General features: G+C 65.5%; 16 protein-coding genes. 8 read left to right on the forward strand and 8 right to left on the reverse strand.

Translation table 11 applies throughout. The annotated features are described in order from the left end of the window. Positions 1-166: 166 nt before the first annotated feature. Positions 167-502 (forward strand): hydroxyisourate hydrolase, encoded by a 336-nt coding sequence (locus HZZ13_RS19130; RefSeq protein WP_197961075.1) that lies wholly within the window; start codon positions 167-169, stop codon positions 500-502. On the opposite strand, the gene HZZ13_RS19135 is transcribed toward HZZ13_RS19130, so the two are convergent. Genes HZZ13_RS19135 through HZZ13_RS19150 form a run of 4 tightly spaced genes read right to left on the reverse strand, consistent with a single transcriptional unit; the run spans position 503 to position 4,356 of the window. Continuing rightward, entirely contained in the window at positions 503-1,318 is an 816-nt protein-coding gene (locus HZZ13_RS19135; protein WP_197961076.1) for an ABC transporter permease, read from the reverse strand. It abuts the gene before it with no gap. Beyond that, complete coding sequence (locus tag HZZ13_RS19140) at positions 1,318-2,181, reverse strand: ABC transporter permease (RefSeq protein WP_036004964.1); 864 nt, start codon at positions 2,179-2,181, stop codon at positions 1,318-1,320. The genes HZZ13_RS19135 and HZZ13_RS19140 overlap by 1 nt, the downstream gene beginning before the upstream one ends. A 3-nt stretch (positions 2,182-2,184) precedes the next feature. Further along, entirely contained in the window at positions 2,185-3,231 is a 1,047-nt protein-coding gene (locus tag HZZ13_RS19145; protein WP_197961077.1) for an ABC transporter substrate-binding protein, read from the reverse strand. Between the two features lie 30 nt (positions 3,232-3,261). After that, on the reverse strand, positions 3,262-4,356 hold the full coding sequence (locus HZZ13_RS19150; protein ID WP_197961078.1) for an ABC transporter ATP-binding protein: 1,095 nt from the start codon (positions 4,354-4,356) through the stop codon (positions 3,262-3,264). 89 nt (positions 4,357-4,445) lie between these two features. Between HZZ13_RS19150 and HZZ13_RS19155 the strand changes: the two genes are divergently transcribed. Next, entirely contained in the window at positions 4,446-5,825 is a 1,380-nt protein-coding gene (locus HZZ13_RS19155) for an amidase (protein WP_197961079.1), read from the forward strand. Here the strand turns inward: HZZ13_RS19155 and HZZ13_RS19160 are convergent, their stop codons facing one another. Next, positions 5,826-6,575, reverse strand: coding sequence for an aspartate/glutamate racemase family protein (locus HZZ13_RS19160; protein ID WP_197961080.1), 750 nt, complete (start codon positions 6,573-6,575; stop codon positions 5,826-5,828). Positions 6,576-6,578: 3 nt separating this feature from the next. After that, complete coding sequence (locus tag HZZ13_RS19165; protein WP_197961081.1) at positions 6,579-7,289, reverse strand: GntR family transcriptional regulator; 711 nt, start codon at positions 7,287-7,289, stop codon at positions 6,579-6,581. 200 nt (positions 7,290-7,489) lie between these two features. Between HZZ13_RS19165 and HZZ13_RS19170 the strand changes: the two genes are divergently transcribed. Genes HZZ13_RS19170 through hydA form a run of 5 tightly spaced genes read left to right on the forward strand, consistent with a single transcriptional unit; the run spans position 7,490 to position 12,268 of the window. Continuing rightward, the gene (locus tag HZZ13_RS19170) at positions 7,490-8,494 is read left to right on the forward strand and encodes an ABC transporter substrate-binding protein (protein ID WP_197961082.1); all 1,005 of its coding nucleotides are present in this window, start codon (positions 7,490-7,492) and stop codon (positions 8,492-8,494) included. Further along, the gene (locus HZZ13_RS19175; protein ID WP_197961083.1) at positions 8,478-9,329 is read left to right on the forward strand and encodes an ABC transporter permease; all 852 of its coding nucleotides are present in this window, start codon (positions 8,478-8,480) and stop codon (positions 9,327-9,329) included. Before HZZ13_RS19170 ends, HZZ13_RS19175 begins: the two co-directional genes overlap by 17 nt. After that, a complete protein-coding gene (locus HZZ13_RS19180; protein WP_100231001.1) occupies positions 9,329-10,105 on the forward strand; it encodes an ABC transporter ATP-binding protein in 777 nt (258 codons plus the stop codon). The genes HZZ13_RS19175 and HZZ13_RS19180 overlap by 1 nt, the downstream gene beginning before the upstream one ends. Positions 10,106-10,115: 10 nt before the next feature. Beyond that, the gene (locus tag HZZ13_RS19185) at positions 10,116-10,847 is read left to right on the forward strand and encodes a maleate cis-trans isomerase family protein (protein ID WP_197961084.1); all 732 of its coding nucleotides are present in this window, start codon (positions 10,116-10,118) and stop codon (positions 10,845-10,847) included. 11 nt (positions 10,848-10,858) lie between these two features. Continuing rightward, positions 10,859-12,268, forward strand: a complete 1,410-nt coding sequence (gene hydA / locus HZZ13_RS19190; protein ID WP_197961085.1) for a dihydropyrimidinase — start codon at positions 10,859-10,861, stop codon at positions 12,266-12,268. Between the two features lie 159 nt (positions 12,269-12,427). On the opposite strand, the gene HZZ13_RS19195 is transcribed toward hydA, so the two are convergent. Next, positions 12,428-13,870 (reverse strand): cytosine permease, encoded by a 1,443-nt coding sequence (locus HZZ13_RS19195; RefSeq protein WP_197961086.1) that lies wholly within the window; start codon positions 13,868-13,870, stop codon positions 12,428-12,430. A 266-nt stretch (positions 13,871-14,136) separates the two neighbouring features. Then, complete coding sequence (locus HZZ13_RS19200) at positions 14,137-14,580, reverse strand: MarR family winged helix-turn-helix transcriptional regulator (protein ID WP_036005014.1); 444 nt, start codon at positions 14,578-14,580, stop codon at positions 14,137-14,139. A gap of 211 nt (positions 14,581-14,791) precedes the next feature. Here HZZ13_RS19200 and HZZ13_RS19205 point away from each other — a divergent pair, with 211 nt between their 5' ends. Beyond that, positions 14,792-16,069, forward strand: a complete 1,278-nt coding sequence (locus HZZ13_RS19205; protein WP_197961087.1) for an amidohydrolase/deacetylase family metallohydrolase — start codon at positions 14,792-14,794, stop codon at positions 16,067-16,069. The last annotated feature ends 96 nt before the right edge of the window (positions 16,070-16,165 follow it).

A 16,165-nucleotide genomic window follows, 5' to 3' on the forward strand; every position in this document is an offset into this window, starting at 1 on the left:
TCCACTTCCAATTCATGGCCACATGGCCCTTTAGGCGAAGAGGGCCGCGCCGAGGCCGGCCACACCATCCAGGATCGATACCAGAGCCGGCGCGGCAGCAGCGCAGGAGCTGGCCGAACGGCCGTGTTTGCGGCTACCATGGCGGCGTGCTCATGGGAGGAACATGATGGCAGGCGGTATTTCCATTCACGCGGTCGACGTCGCGAGCGGACGGCCCGCGCAGGGGCTGCGCGTCGAGATCTGGCGGATCGATCCGGATTCGGTGCGCGTCGCCGACGGACGGCTCGGCGCCAATGGCGTGCTCGATCATTCCGTTGCGCAAGGCGCAGGCGTCACGGCCGGCGAGTATGAGGTGCTGTTTCATCTCGGCGAGTTCTTTGGCGGCAGCGATGGCTTCCTCACCGTGACGCCGTTCCGCTTCCGCATCAAGAACGTTGACGAGCATTTCCATCTGCCGCTGAAATTCACGCGCTGGGGCTATTCTCTGTTCCGCGGCGCCTGATCAGTTCGTCAGCCGGCGCGACAGGCCCGTCACGCGCTCCATCACCGCGACCAGCGCCACGGTGGCGATGATCAGCACGCCGGACAGCGCGGCGATGGTGACATCCAGCTTGCCCTCGAGATCCTGCCACATCCGGATCGGCAGCATATCGGTGGCGGCATCGCGCAGGAACAGCGAGACCGGCACGTTGTCGAACGAAGACATGAAGGCGATGAAGGCGCCGGCGATGATGCCCGGCCGGATCAGGGGCAGCACGATGCGGCGGAACGTGTAGAGGCGGCTGGCGCCGAGCACCGCCGAGCTTTCGAGCAGGGTCGGCTCGAGCTGGGCGAGGGCCGCAACCGTGTTGCGCACGACATAGGGCACGCAAACCACGGTGTGGCCGATCACCAGCGTCAGCGGCGACACCGGCAGGCCGACCAGCGAGAACAGCATCAGGGCCGCGAGGCCGAAGGCGAGGGCGGGGAGTACCAGCGGCGACATGAACAGGGAATCGAGCAGCCGCGCCGACAAGGCCTGCGACCGCGAGATCGCCAGCGCCGCGGCGACGCCGAGGACAACGGACAGGCCCGTCGCCCACAGCGCAACGATCAGGCTGTTCTTGGCGGCGAAGTGCAGCTGCCAGGCATTCGACAGCTCGACGTACCAGCGCAGCGAATATCCGGGCGGCGGGAAGCGCAGCGAGAAGCCGCTGGTGAAGGAGACGATCAGCACCACGAGCGAGGGGGCGATGATGATGAGAAGCGCGATCACCGCGATCACGGTCATGACGAGCTCGAAGCTGATCGCCTCGAGCGTGCGCTTGCGGCCGCTCATCATGCGCCTCCATAGCCGCGCGACATGCGGCCGAGCGTGGTGAAGACCGAGACGACCGCGAGCACGGCGAGCAGGAAGATGATCGAGATCGCGGCCGCGAACGGCCAGTTCTGCAGCGTCGAGGCTTGCTGGTAGAGATACATCGGCATGAACAGCATCTGGCCGCCGCCGATCAGCGACTGGGTGATGAAGGCGGTGATCGCTGCGGCGTAGGTCAACGTGCAGCCGGCGATGACGCCGGGCAGCGACAGCGGCAACACGATCCGGAAGAAGGTGCGCCAGCTCCCGGCGCCGAGCGAGCAGGAGGCATCGTCGAGATTGGGATCGATGCGGCCGAGCGCGGTGATCAGCGGCAGCGTCATCAGAGGCATCTGCACCTGCGCCAGCGCGATCACTACGCCGAACTGGGTGTAGAGCAGTTTCAGGGGGGTATCGATCAGGCCGAGCGATTGCAGCGTCGCATTGATGATGCCCTGGCGACCCAGGATGACGATCCAGGCGAAGGTGCGGACCACCACGCTGGTCAGAAGCGGCAGCAGCACGATCAGGATGATGACGGTCTGCAGCTTTGGCCCGACCCGCTGATAAAGCCAGGCGATGGGAAAGCCGAGTACGAGGCAGACGGCGGTCACCTCGGCGCCCAGCAGCAGCGTCGAGCCGAGCACGCCCAGGCTGAAGGGATCGGTGAGGAAGTGCAGGTACTGGCCGAGCCCCCAATGGAGCCCGGCCGTGTCGTTGTGCAGCGAGAGCCAGAACAATTGCAGCAGCGGCGCGACGAAGAAGACCAGGAAGAACAGCGCCAGCGGCGCTGCCAATCCCATTCCGTAGGACGTCACGTCCCGTGCTGCCGGCGCTGCGCCCATGGTTTAGATCTTGATCTCGCGATTGAAGCGTTCGATCCAGGCCGAGCGCTGCTCGTTGATCTTCTTCCAGTCCTGGAATACGAACTTCTTCTTCAATTCGGCGGTGTCCTTGGCCAGTACGCGCGCGATCTCGCCCCCCATCGCCACCTTGGAATTGGTCGGCACGATCAGATAGGGCGGGTTCATCAGCGTGGTCTGCACCTCCGGCATCAAGGCCGCTTCGATCAGCTTGAAGGCGAGCTCGCGGTTCGGCGAGTTCTTGACGATGTGGATCGTGGTCTTGAAGGCGATCGCGCCTTCCTTCGGCGCCACGAACTCGACCGGTACGCCGCGCGCTTTGAGGATCTGGATGGCGTTGAAATTGCCGGGCGAGATGTCGATCTGGCCCTGCTGGAACAGGGTGGCGAGCGCGCCGGGATTGGCGGCGACCGCGGCGAGGTTGGGCTTGAGCTCCTCCAGCGCCTTGAAGCCCGGATCGACATTGGCTTCCGAGCCGCCGCGCATCTTGGCGATCTCGACCAGCCAGCCGGTGCCGAGCGTGGAGTTGAGGTTGGTGATGCCGACGCGGCCCTTGAACTCCGGCTTCCAGAGATCGGCCCAGGAGGTCGGCGGCGTCTTGACCGCTTCCGGATTGTAGGTGAGGCCGACGACCTGGAAGAACGGGGCGGGGCCCATCGGTTCCTGCGCCTCGGCGATCAGGTCCTTGTAGTAGGCGCTCTTCTCGACCGGATAAGGCTCGACCAGGTCCTGGCCGACGGCGACGAGGGCGGGACCGGGATCGTGCAGCATGACGTCGATCGGCGGATTGGCCTTGGCGGCGTTGACCTTCGCGATCTGGTCGACTGATAGCATGGGGTCGAGCACCATCGCCGCATCGGCGTTGGCCTTGCGGAAGGCCGGCACCAGCACGGCCTTGTGCGCTTCCTCCCAGCTTCCGGTGAAGGTCGCGAACACCAGCGGGCGGGCCTGGGCAAAACTCAGTCCGGGGAACGCCTTCATGGCCCCGAGGGTGAGGGCCGTCGTCATCAAGCTGCGGCGGTTGAGGATCATGTCGAACTCCGTTGTGGACAATGACTGGAACTAAAGCGTCGCGGGAAAGGCATTGGCGAGCGATGGGGCGAGCGGCGCGAGGCGCACCGCGGCGCCGCTCTCCAGGGCGCGCGTCTCACCGATGCGCGCCTGGGACACCTTGACGCCGGAGCCGTCGGCGGTCGTGACCTCGTGAACGACGGTGGCGCCCAGCGGCAGCGACATGCCGACCACGCCGGCAAAGCCGGTCTCGTCGCCGACGAATTGCAGGTGCTCGGGCCGAATGCAGACGGTGACGCGGCCGCCTTCGCTGAGCGTGCCGCCCGCGGGCCGTGCGATGATCTCCGTGCCAGCATCGAGGCGTACTTTTGCAGCTGTGCGGTCGGCCGAGACCACGACGCCGGGCATGCGGTTGGTGGAGCCGACGAAGGTATTCACGAACAGCGTCTGCGGCCGGTCGTAGACGTCGGACGGCGTGCCGAACTGCTCGAGCTTGCCGTGGCTCAGCACCGCGACGCGGTCGGCCATTGAGAGGGCTTCTTCCTGGTCATGCGTCACGATCAGCGTGGTGATGCCGGAGACGCGCTGCAGGCGCTTGACCTCGATCTGCATGTCCAGCCGCAGATTCTTGTCGAGCGCGGCAAAGGGCTCGTCTAGCAGCAGGATCGACGGCTTGATCGCGAGCGCGCGGGCAAGGGCAACGCGCTGCTGCTGGCCGCCGGAGAGCTGTCTTGGCAGGCGCTCAGCCATGGTCGGCAATTGCACCAGCTCGAGCAGGCGCTGCGCCTCGCGTTGGCGCGATGTCTTGTCGACGCCGCGCGCGGCCAACCCGTAAGCGACATTCTCGCTGATCGAGAGGTGCGGGAACAGCGCATAGTTCTGGAACACGATGCCGACGGCGCGCTTGTTCGGCGGCAGCGCGTCGACGATGTCGTCGCCGATGATGATCCTCCCTTGCGTCTGCGCGATGAAGCCGGCGATGATGCGCAGCAGCGTGGTTTTGCCGCAGCCGGACGGGCCGAGCAGGGCGATGATCTCGCCGCCCTTGATGTCGAGATTGATGTTCTCGACCGCAAGCGCGCCGCTCGGATAGCGGTGGGTGACCGCGTCGACGACGAGTGACCGTCCGCCTTGCGCTTCAGCCATGGTGTTGCCTCCCATTGCCCCAAAGGAGAAAAGCAAGTCTCGTGCCCGTCATGCTCGCGTTTCGGTGCGAGGTTTGGCATTGTGGGGCGATGACATCGATTTGCGAGCTCCCGGCCACAACTCTTGCGCGCGCGATTGCGAAGGGCGAGCTGTCTTCGCGCGACGCCGTCGAGGCGCATCTTGCGAGGATCGCTGACCGGGATCCGCAATTGGCGGCGTTCGTCACCGTTGACGCCGAAGCCGCCCGCCGCGCCGCGGAAATTTGCGATGGTGCGTCCGCGCCGGTCGGGCCGCTGCATGGCGTGCCCGTAGGGATCAAGGATCTCACTGACACCGCGGGGCTTGCGACCACCTACGGATCGGTTCTGTTTCGCGATCACGTTCCTGCCGAGGACGATCTTGTGGTGGCGCGGCTGCGGCGCGCCGGCGCAGTTATTCTGGGCAAGACCAACACGCCCGAATTCGGCTTCGGCGCGATCTGCACCAACAAATTGTGCGGGCCGACGCGCAATCCGGTCGATACCGCGCTGACCTCCGGCGGATCGTCCGGCGGCTCCGCCGTTGCAGTTGCTACCGGTATGGTGCCGCTCGCGCACGGCACCGACTTTGGCGGCTCCGTGCGCACGCCCGCCAGCTTCTGCGACGTCGCCTCGATCCGGCCAACGCCCGGTCGCATCCCATCGCCGCGCCGTCCGCTCGGCTGGGACACGCTCGCCACCCACGGTTTCCTCGCCCGCGTCGTGGACGATCTCGAACTTGCGCTGTCGATCTGTGGGAGCGGCGACGCCAACGATCCGCTCTCGATTGGTGTTGCCAGTGAAGATCAGCCGCTTACAGGGCGTCCCCGCATTGCAGTCACGCCCGATTTCGGCGTCGCGCCGGTGTCGCGCGAGGTGCGTGCGCGCTTTGCTGCGGCCTGCGACATGCTCGCGGGCGTTGCCGATGTCGTAGCATCTTCGCCAGACTGCAGTGGCGCGATCGAAACCTTCCGCACGCTCCGCGCCGCGCACATCGCCAACAGCTACGGTGATCTGCTGAGGATACGCCGCGCCGAGCTGACGCCCACGCTGATCTGGAACATCGAGGCGGGTACAAGCCTGTCGGCTGAGGATTACCTCAACGCCGAACGCCGTCGCACTGCGATCTACCGCAGCTTTCGCGAGCTGTTCACCGGCTTCGATTTCCTGGTTGCGCCGGCGGCGTCGGTCTTCCCGTGGCCGAACGAGATCAGTGATGTCACCGCGATCGACGGCACGGCGCTGGAGACTCCCATTGATTATCTCGCCGTCACCTTCATCGTGTCGCTGGTCGGTTTCCCGGTCCTGACCCTGCCGGTGCGGCGGGAAGCAAATGAGCTTCCATTCGGAATCCAGATCATTGCGCCGCCGGGGAGCGAATCCCGCCTGTTTGCCTTCGGCCGTGCCATCGAAAACGAATTGGGTTTTTCGCATCGGCGGCCGCCTCTCTGATCAGCTGTCGCGATGCTCGAGCCGGGCGGCGAGCGCATCGGCAAGACCCATCGTCGGCTTGGTGGCGGGCCGGCGGAACGTGCCTGCGCTCGCCTTGCGCAGGCGTAGCGCATGCAGCGCCTCGGCCTGTTTTACTGAAGCTATGACCTGATCGACCACGGGGACAGGGATCCGGTCGGCGACGCGCTCGGCAAGGCCGGAGAGCGGGGCTCCGGCGAAGATCAGCACATCGGCCTCGTCCTCGACGATGGCGCGCCGGGCGAGCTCGACCAGCATGTCCTCCTTCTCGGTGCCGACCTCGGAGATCGTCTGGAACGGCGTATCGAGCATGCGGATGCCGGCGCAGCGCTCCCACAAGCCATGGGCGCGGACGCATTCCTCGTACCAGGGCCCCAGCGCCTGCGCGAAGGTGACGATGGCAAAGCGGCGTCCGGCCATGCAGGCGGTCAGCATCGCCGCCTCCGCCATGCCGATCACGGGAATGTCGAAGGTCTCGCGCGCGGCGAACAGGCCGGGATCGCCGAAGGCCGCGATGATCGCAGCATCGACCTTTGTGTGCTGCTCGGCCAGCATTTCCAGCGCAATGGCGCCGCCGATCTGCGCTTCGGTGCGCGTGGCGATATAGGGCACGCCGCGGGTCGCGGTGCACGGGATCAGCTCGGTGCCTTCCGAGGCGGCGCGCTGCCCGACCCCCAGCATCAGCTGCGTGACCTCGGTGCTGGTGTTGGGATTGAGCAGCAGCAACTTCATGGTTCAGGCCGCCGTCCGCTTGGCCTGTGAGGCGGCGAGGACTTCGAGGAGCGCCGTGCCGGTGCGCGCGACATGCGCGCCGAGCAGGCGGCCGGCGGCCTCGCTGTCGCGCGCTTCGAGGGCGGCGAGGATGTCGGCGTGCTCGTCGACCGAATTGCTCCAGCGCCTGTCGGCGCCGAGCGCAAGATAACGCGCGCGCTCGGCGCGGGAGATCAGCGTCTCGTGCGCCTCGCGCAGCGGTGTGTTGCGGGCCATGCGGACGATGGTGTTGTGGATCTCGCCATTGAGGGCGAAATAGTCGTCGAGCTTGCCGTTGCGGTGATGACCTTCCATCCGGGTCTGAAGCGTGCGCAGTCGGGCGAGATCGCGCTCGGTGGCGCGCTCCGCTGCAAGCTCGGCGGCGAGCCGCTCGATACCGGCGAGGGCCTCGAACAATTCCGAGATGCCGTCGACCGCGATATCGGCAATGCGCGGGCTGCGGTTCGGACGCAGCTCGATCAACCCTTCCGCCGCCAGCACTTTCATCGCCTCGCGCAGGGGGGTGCGCGACACGCCGAGCTCCTTCGACAGCTTGGTTTCCTGAGTCTGCGATCCCGGCGGCAGCTCGCCGCGAATGATCATCGTCCGCATCCGCGCGGCGGCGCGCTCATGCAGGCCCATCCGCTTGAGTTTGGGCGACTTTCGCCCTTTTGGCGCTTCCGATTTCTGCTGCACGCGTGCCTCACTGCTTGCGCTCATCCTAGCCGTTTACCGGGCTTTCTGGCTGCCCAAAATATCGACGTATCTCGCTGAAAACAATGGCATAGCGCGCAAATTGTATGCAGCATGCAAAAACCGGATTGCGCTGCGGCCGTGGCCGGCGGATGATCCTGTCCAACGCGCGGGATCCTGCGCCTTCGAAAACGGAGTGAGCGATGCGGACGAGTGTGCGAGTGGGCCTTGTGGTGATGGCGGCAGTGCTTGGCGGAAGCGATCTCGCCTTGGCGCAGACCGCGAAGATCAAGCTCGGCTACGCCAAATGCGCGCACTGCCTGCCGATGTCGTTGATCCCAAGCGTGGCCAAGGGCGTCGAGGTCGAAGCCACCGGCTTCAACTCGGGCAACGACGTGCTCACTGCCCTGGTGTCGAAGAGCATCGACGTCGCGCAGGTCACCTACCTCCACTACATCACCGCGCTCGACAAGGGCTTTGACGTCGTCGCCGTCTCGGGCCAGATCAATGGCGGCTCGGAATGTCTCTCCTCCGCGAAGCTGAACCTGCCGGCGGAGGACTGGGCCACGTTCAAGACGACTGTTGCGAAGGCCAAGAGCGACGGTCAGCCGCTCAAGGTCGCGGCGTCCCGCGGCAATGCGCAGGACATCCATATGCGCGGCGCCTTCCTCAAGCAGGGCGTCGATCCCAACAAGGACATCCAGTTCATCAACATTCCAAATCCGTCCGACCATCTCGCAGCGCTCCAGCGCGGCGAGGTCGACTTGATCTGTTCGGTCGAGCCGTTCGCCTCTCAGATCCGCCTCGCCGGCGCCGGCAAGCATTTTGTGCTGCCGTACGAGCAGGCTGCCGGAAATCTCACAAATCTGATCGTCACCCGTTCCGATGTCATCGCCAGCCAGCGCGCCGGCGTGCAGGGCGTCGTCGGCGCCGTGGTCGAGCTCGACAACAAGCTGATCGCCGACAAGACGCCGTGGATCGAGGTCATCAACAAGCTCACCGGCCTCGACAAGAACGTGGCGACCGAGGCGCTGAAGAATGCCTCGCCCGATCCCGCGATCCATCGCTCGCAGACGCTGGCGATCGCCGCGATGATGCGCGATCTCAAATACATCTCGAAGGACGTCTCCGCGGAAGCGGAGAAGAACATGGACTATTCGTTCCTGGAGAAGGCCACCGGAAAGGCCAAGAATGACCTCGGTTACTGACGTCTCGCCAGCAAGGCCGGCGTTCCGGCTGACGCGAGCGTTTTGGGGGATCGAACGCCTCGTCGTGCCGGCGCTGCTGATCGCGGGCTGGGAGGCCTTTGCCCGCAGCGGCATGCTGCCGCCGGCGCTGCTGCCGGCGCCGAGCGCGGTGCTGCATGCGCTCGGCGACTGGGTGTTCGGCTTCGACGAGACCACGCAAAGCTATTCCGGGCACTGGCTGCGCGATGCGCTGGCCAGCGCGCTGCGCGTCTTCGGCGGCTTCGCGCTGGCGAGCCTCTTCGGCATTCTCGCCGGCGTCGCGATCGGCTGGTCGCGCCTGTTCGAGAAGACGCTGGAGCCGACTCTGCAGATGCTGCGTCCGATCCCGCCGGTGTCCTGGATTCCGCTGGCTATCATCTGGTTCGGCATCGCCGACAAGCCGGCAATCTTCCTCGTCTTCCTCGGCGCCTTCTTCCCCGTGTTGATGAACAGCATCCACGGCGTGAAGACCGTCGACCATAATCTGGTCCGCGCTGGCGCGATGATGGGCGCCAATAGCCGCCAAATGTTGACCGACATCGTGCTTCCGGCGGCGCTGCCCTCGATCTTCGCAGGGCTTCGCATCGCGGTCGGTTCCGCCTGGATGCTGACGGTCACGGCCGAGATGGTCGCGGTGAAGAGCGGCCTCGGCTACGTGCTGTGGGATTCCTATTACTTCCTGCGCTACGACATCGTGCTGGCCGCGATGATCTCGATCGGGCTGCTCGGCTATCTCTCCGACCTCGGCCTCAAGGCGATCATGGCGCGCACGCTGCGCTGGCAGCAGACAACCACCGTGCAGGGCAGGGCGGGCTGATGGCGGCAATCGAGCTTCGCAACATCGTAAAAGTGTTTTCCGACAAGCGGCGCGGCCGTGACCTCTTGACGCTGGACAACATCAATCTCGACATCGAGGCCAATGATTTCGTCTGCCTGCTCGGCCCGTCCGGCTGCGGCAAGTCGACACTCCTGAACATCATCGCCGGGTTCGAGCAGGCGACGTCCGGGCGCACGCTGGTCGACGGCAAGCAGGTGGAGCGGCCGGGCTCGGACCGCGGCGTGGTGTTCCAGCAGCCGACCCTGATGCCGTGGCTGACCGCGATCGACAACATCGCCTTCCACCTCAAGCTCAAGGGCGTCGCCAAGGCCGAGCGCTACGATCGCGCCATGGAGTTCATCGATCTCGTCGGCCTGCGCGGCTTCGAGCATCACCATCCCTCAGAGATGTCCGGCGGCATGAACCAGCGCGTCGGCATCGCCCGCGCCCTGCTGATGAACCCGAGCGTGATCCTGATGGACGAGCCGTTCGCGGCGCTGGATGCCCAGACCAAGCTCGAGATGCAGGAGGAGCTGGTCGCGATCTGGCAGAAGCGCCGCTGCACCATCGTGTTCGTCACCCACAGCGTCGACGAGGCGCTGGTGCTCGGCAACAAGATCGTGGTGATGACCAGGCGGCCGGGCCGGATCCGCGAAGCCGTCAATTTCGACCTGCCGCGCCCGCGCGACATCACCAGCCCCGAATTCAACGACGCCAAGCGCCACATCCTGGCTTTGATCCGGGAGGAGTCGACGCGCCTTGCGCAGGCGTCGTAAGGTTAAGGCCATGCGCAAGCGTCTCGGCATGATCACGCCGTCGTCCAACTCGGTGCTGGAGCCCGTCACCAGTGCGATGCTGGCCGGCGTCCCTGGCGTCACGGCGCATTTCTCGCGTTTTCGCGTCACCGAGATCGCGCTCGACGCCGCCGCGCTCAGCCAGTTCGACGCCTCGGTGATGTTGCCGGCGGCCGATCTGCTGGCGGATGCCAAGGTCGACGCGATCGCCTGGAATGGCACGTCCGCAAGCTGGCTCGGCATCGGCCGCGACCGCAGCCTGTGCGAGGCGATCACGGCGCGAACAAATGTGCCGGCGACGACATCGACCCTGGCCTGCATCGATGCCGCCCGCGTGCTCGGCGCCAAACGCATTGGCATCGTTTCGCCATATACCGACGACGTGCAGCGGCGAATCGGCGTTGTCTGGGCCGAGGCGGGCGTTGCCCCGCACGCAGAGCGCCACCTCGGCTTGCGCGACAACTTTTCCTTCGGCGAGGTCGCGCCGGCGACGATCACGGACATGATCCGCGCCGTGGCTAGTGAGGGTGCCGACGCCATCGTCATCCTCTGCACCAATCTCGACGGTGCGGCCCTGGCAACCGCGCTGGAGCGGGAGCTGGACATCGTCGTGCTCGATTCGGTGGCCGTCACGCTGTGGCGGGCGCTGGAACTGGCCGGCGGCGACATCGCGGCCCTCGCGCAGTGGGGACGCATTTTCCAGACATCGGCGATCATCAAGTGACGGAGACGCACGTGACGCAGCTCAACCTCGCCATCCGCGGCGGCACCATCGTGACGGCCAGCGACGAGTTTCGCGCCGATATCGGCATTCGCGATGGCCGTATCGTCAGCATCGCCGATCGCATCGAGGGCGCGGCTCGCGAGATCGATGCGACGGGCCTGCTGGCGCTGCCGGGTGGCATCGACAGCCACGTCCACATCTCCCAGCCCTCCGGCCCCGACGTGGTGATGGCCGACGACTTCGCCTCGGCGACGCGCGCGGCGGCGGCCGGCGGTAACACCATGGTGCTGCCCTTCGCGCTGCAGGAGAAGGGCACCTCGCTGCGCACCTGTGTCGAGAACTATCGGAAGCTCGCCGAGGGCGAGTGCTACATCGACACCGCCTTCCACCTCATCATCTCCGATCCGACTGCGGTCGTGCTCGGCCAGGAGCTGCCGGCCCTCGTCAAGGACGGCTACACCTCGTTCAAGGTGTTCATGACTTATGACGACCTCGTGCTCAGCGACAAGCAGCTGCTCGAGGTGTTCGAGGTCGCGCGCCGCGAGGAGGCGCTGGTCATGGTTCATTGCGAGGGCTACGACGCCATCCGCTTCCTCACCAGCAAGCTCGAACGCGAGGGCCACATCGCGCCCTACTATCACGGCACTTCGCGGCCCCAAGCGGTCGAGCGCGAGGCGACACATCGCGCCATCAGCCATGCCGAGGTGATCGGCGTTCCCATCATGATCGTGCACGTCTCCGGTCGCGAGGCGATGGAGCAGGTGCGCTGGGCCCAGCAGCGCGGCTTGCCTGTGCATGCGGAGACCTGCCCGCAATACATCACACTCACGGCCGACGACATGAAGGGCCTAAACATGGACATCACGGGCGCGAAGTACGTCTGCTCGCCGCCGCCGCGCGATGTCGAGAGCCAGCAGGCGATCTGGGAGGGCATCACGTCAGGCGTGTTCCAGACCTTCTCGTCCGACCACTGCCCGTTCCGCTACGACGATCCCAAGGGTAAGTTGACGCCGAACGCCCGCACCTCGTTCCGCTGGGTGCCGAACGGCATTCCGGGCGTCGAGACGCGGCTGCCGATCCTGTTCTCAGAAGGCGTCTCGAAGGGACGCATCACCCTGCAAAGGTTCGTCGAGCTGACGGCGACCAACCACGCGAGGATTTACGGTCTCTATCCGCGCAAGGGCTCGATCGGCGTCGGCTTCGATGCCGATATCGTGCTGTGGGACCCCAAGCTGAAGAAGAAGATTCAGCAGGCCGATCTTCACCACGGCGCGGACTATACGCCCTGGGAAGGCTTTGATGTCACCGGTTGGCCGGTCACCACCATTGCTCGCGGCCGGGTCGTGTACGACCAGGGCGAGATCGTCGGCGACAAAGGCTCGGGTGCGGTGCTGAGCCGCGGCAAGTCGAGCCTGATCTGACCAGGCGCAGCTCGCGCGGCGCCTGGTCTAGCGAAGAACGCGGTCAGGGCATGCGGGAGGTCACCCGGTCTCCGGATGCGATCCGGAGCACCGGCTTCAATCGTCCGTCCCAGAGTCCCCACTGGACGTTTCCGGGAATGGATCGCAGAACGTGGTCCATCACTCTACCGTCACTGCCGCTGCTATCTGCCTGGCGCCGCTCGCAATGATGGAGGAGGGTGAGGTCGAGAGCTTGCCGAGCCCGAGATAGACGAGGCCCGCAACCCCGATGCCGAACAGCCAGCTCAGGTCGGCACCGCCGAGCAGGTTGATCGAGATCGGCCCCTGCAGCGCGCCGACGAGACCGTCCTCCACGAGCCATCCGGCAACGAGGCCGGCGAAGAACGCGATCATGCCGGCCCAGTTGATGTCGCCATAAGCGCTGGTCTCCGGCGAGCGATAGAGCTCGGCGATGTCGATGTTGCCCTTGCGCTTGATGAAGAAGTCGGCCAGCACCACCCCGGCCCACGGGCTCATCCACAGCAAAAGGCTGATCATCCAGTTGTCGAACGCTTTCGCGAAAGACGGCGCGAAGATGAAGTACAGCGTGACCAGATAGCCGGCGACACCGACGATGATTGTGAGCCAGAAGCGCGAGAATTTCAGTCCCGCGCTGAGCGCCGCCAATGTCGCCGAATAGACGTTGAGGATGTTGGTGGCGATCGGGCCGTGCAACACCATCAAGAGCACGAGGATGCTGACCGGGCCGCCAAATACCGCGCTCACCATCTTGGCTGGATCGGTATCCAGCGTCGTCGAGGCAATGGTCGCGCCGAGAATGCCGAGCCAGACCGTCGGCACGAACATGCCGACATAGCTGTACCAGAACACGGATTTCGACGGCACGCTTTTCGGCACGAAGCGCGAATAGTCGGAGGCCCAGGTCACCCAGGAAATGCCCCAGCCGACCCCGATTGCGGTCATCAGCAGCGTCAGCATCGCCAGATGCGCGCCGGGCGGCAGCGAGGTGGTCAGGCTCCAGTTGACGACGCCGGGCCGCGTCCAGGCCAGCACGCTCATCAGCACCATGATGGCGATGGTCGGCGGCACGGTGTATTTCTCGAAGGTGCGGATTGCGTAGAAGCCGTAGACGCCGATCAGCACCTGCACGGCCATCACCAGCGTGATGACGACGATCTCGACCAGCCAGGTGTCGGGGACGCCGAACTGGCCGAGGATGCCCATTGAGACCTTGACCGGGAAGTACGTGTTGACCCCGATCCAGCCCAGCGTCATCAGGAACATCAGGATGCTCGGCAGGTAGGCGCCGCGGACGCCGAAGGCGGACCGGCTCAGCACCATCTGATTGACGCCGGTCTTGTGCCCCATCACCGTGAAGGTCGCGAAGATCGCGCAGCCCACGATGTTGCCGAGCACGATGACCGCGATCGTCTCCATCAGGCCGAGCTTGAGGATGATGCCGAGCGCGCCGAGCGCCCAGTTCACCGGCGCGATGTTGGCGCCGGCCCAGATCCACATTTGCTGCGGCCCGGTGGAGTCCCGGTCCGCATCGGGAATTGGCTCGATGCTGTGAATATCAGCGCGAAGTTCGGTATCCGTCATGACATCCCCCAATACGAAGCACGCTTCGCATCATCGCAGCATAAATCATGCCATGGGTTGCGGAGCGGCCGGGCAGGGCGCGTTTGGATGTCGGATGCAACGAGCCTCGCCTCGGATGCGACTGCGTTTTCAAGCGCGGGCCATGCTGACGCGCCGGCCTTCCGCGGCACACCGGACCCACCGCCGGATGGTGGCGATCGATGCACGGCCGGGCAGCGGTACGATGATAAATTGAGCAGCGCAACTCAAAAGCGCAGCACGCGCCTCTAGTCGAATAGGGCAGCGGCGCTGTCGCGACTGGGATTGCCGGCCACGATGCGCTGCATCATCTCGATAAAGAGCGCCTGCTCCCGCTGGCTCAAATCGCCGAGCGTTGCGCGATGCGCCCGCCGTGCTGCGCCCTCGATTTTAACGAGCAGTGCGGCGCCGGCGGGCGTCAGGCGGCACAATCGCGCGCGCCGATCGTCCTTGTTCACCGCGCGCTCGACCAGGTTCCGCGCGGCGAGCCGCTTCAATGCGCCTGTTGTCGTGGTGCGATCGAGCGCGATATCGGCCGCCAAAGTGGTCTGATCGGCGGTTTCGCGCACCGCCAGCGCCGAGAGCAGGCTGTATTGCAGCGGCGTGACCTCGAATTCGCCGCAGGCTTCCTGAAACAGCGCGACGTGAATCTGGTGCAGCCGGCGGATCAAATAGCCGGGCCGTTCCGACAATGGCCAGGGGCGGTGCTTGCCCCCGCTGCGACTTTTCCTGGCTTGCCGCAATGCACGCTCTCCCAACCCCAAGCCCTTCGCGCTTAGCTCGATTCGAACACGCTCGCCACCACAGGATCATGGCACGAAGCTTGCTTTTATCCAAATGCGAAGCATGCTTCGTAATTCGAGGGCGGGGCAACCGCCTGCGCAAGAGCCTGAGGAGAGCGCCATGTCCGTCACTGCCAGCTTCGATCTTCTGCTGCGAGGTGGCCGCGTGATCTGTCCGGCCTCCGGCATCGATGGCCTCAAGGACGTCGCCATCCGCAATGGCAAGATCGCGGCGGTCGCATCCGACATTCTGCCGACCAGCGCAAAGGAGATCGTTGATGTCAGCGGCAAGCTGGTGCTGCCCGGGTTGATCGACACCCACGCACATGTCTATCAATATGTCTCCGGCCGCTTCGGCATGAATCCCGACATGGTCGGCGTGCAGTCGGGCGTGACGACGCTGGTCGACCAGGGCGGTCCGTCCTGCATGACGCTGCCCGGCTTTCGTCACTTCATCGCGGAGCCCGCGGCCTCGCGCGTCTATGCGTTTATCTCCGCCTATCTCGTCGGCGGCCTCGAGGGGCATTTCTATCCGCAGCTCTACAGCCCCGACGGCGTCGACATCGACGCGACCGTCAAGGCCGCGACCGCCAATCTCGATCTCGTGCGCGGCATCAAGGCTCATGCCGAGATCGGCGGCTTCGCGCGCTGGGGCATTCGCGTCATCGAGATGGCGGCCGAGATCGGCAAGCGTGCCGACCTGCCGGTCTACGTGCATTTCGGCCAGCTCTGGGGCCTGCCCGAGAGCGGCGCCAATGGCGAGGACGCCGACACCATCCTCACCCGCGTGATCCCGCTCTTGCGCGAGGGCGACATCCTCGCTCATCCCTTCACGCGCCATCCCGGCGGCTTCGTCAATCGCGAGGGCGAGGTGCATCCGGTGATCCAGGCCGCGCTCGACCGCGGCCTGAAGGTCGACGTCGGCCACGGCAGCCATTTCTCCTATCGGCTCGCGAAAAAAGCAATCGCTGCCGGCATCATCCCGACCACGCTCGGCGCCGACATTCACGGCTACAACACCCATGTGCCCGCGCCGGCCGGCACGCCCGACCAGCACGAGGACGACGAGAACCATCCCTTCGCCGGCCAGGCCAAGTTCAGCCTGGTCCAGGCGATGAGCTCGATGATGGCACTCGGCCTGTCGCTGGAGCAGGTGGTGCCGATGGTCACCTCCAATCCCGCAAAGATGCTCGGCCGCAGCGAGGAGATCGGTGCGCTCAAGATCGGCATGGACGCCGACGTCTCCGTGCTCACGGAGAGAAACGGCCGCTTCGTCCTCAAGGACAACGAGAAGAACGAGGTGATTGCCGAGCGCCTGCTGCAGCCGGCCTTCTGCCTGCGCGCCGGCATCCGCTTCGACGCGGTCGCACCGATCCTGCCGCAGGCCGTCGCGGCATAAGGCCCGGCAGTGCAGGAGAACGCCGCGTTGCGCAACGAGCGAGAATTTCCGCACGGAAAGACGGGGCAGGGCGTTGGCGCGCGGCTGCCGCGCAAG

This window comes from Bradyrhizobium agreste (assembly GCF_016031625.1).
Lineage (GTDB): Bacteria > Pseudomonadota > Alphaproteobacteria > Rhizobiales > Xanthobacteraceae > Bradyrhizobium > Bradyrhizobium agreste.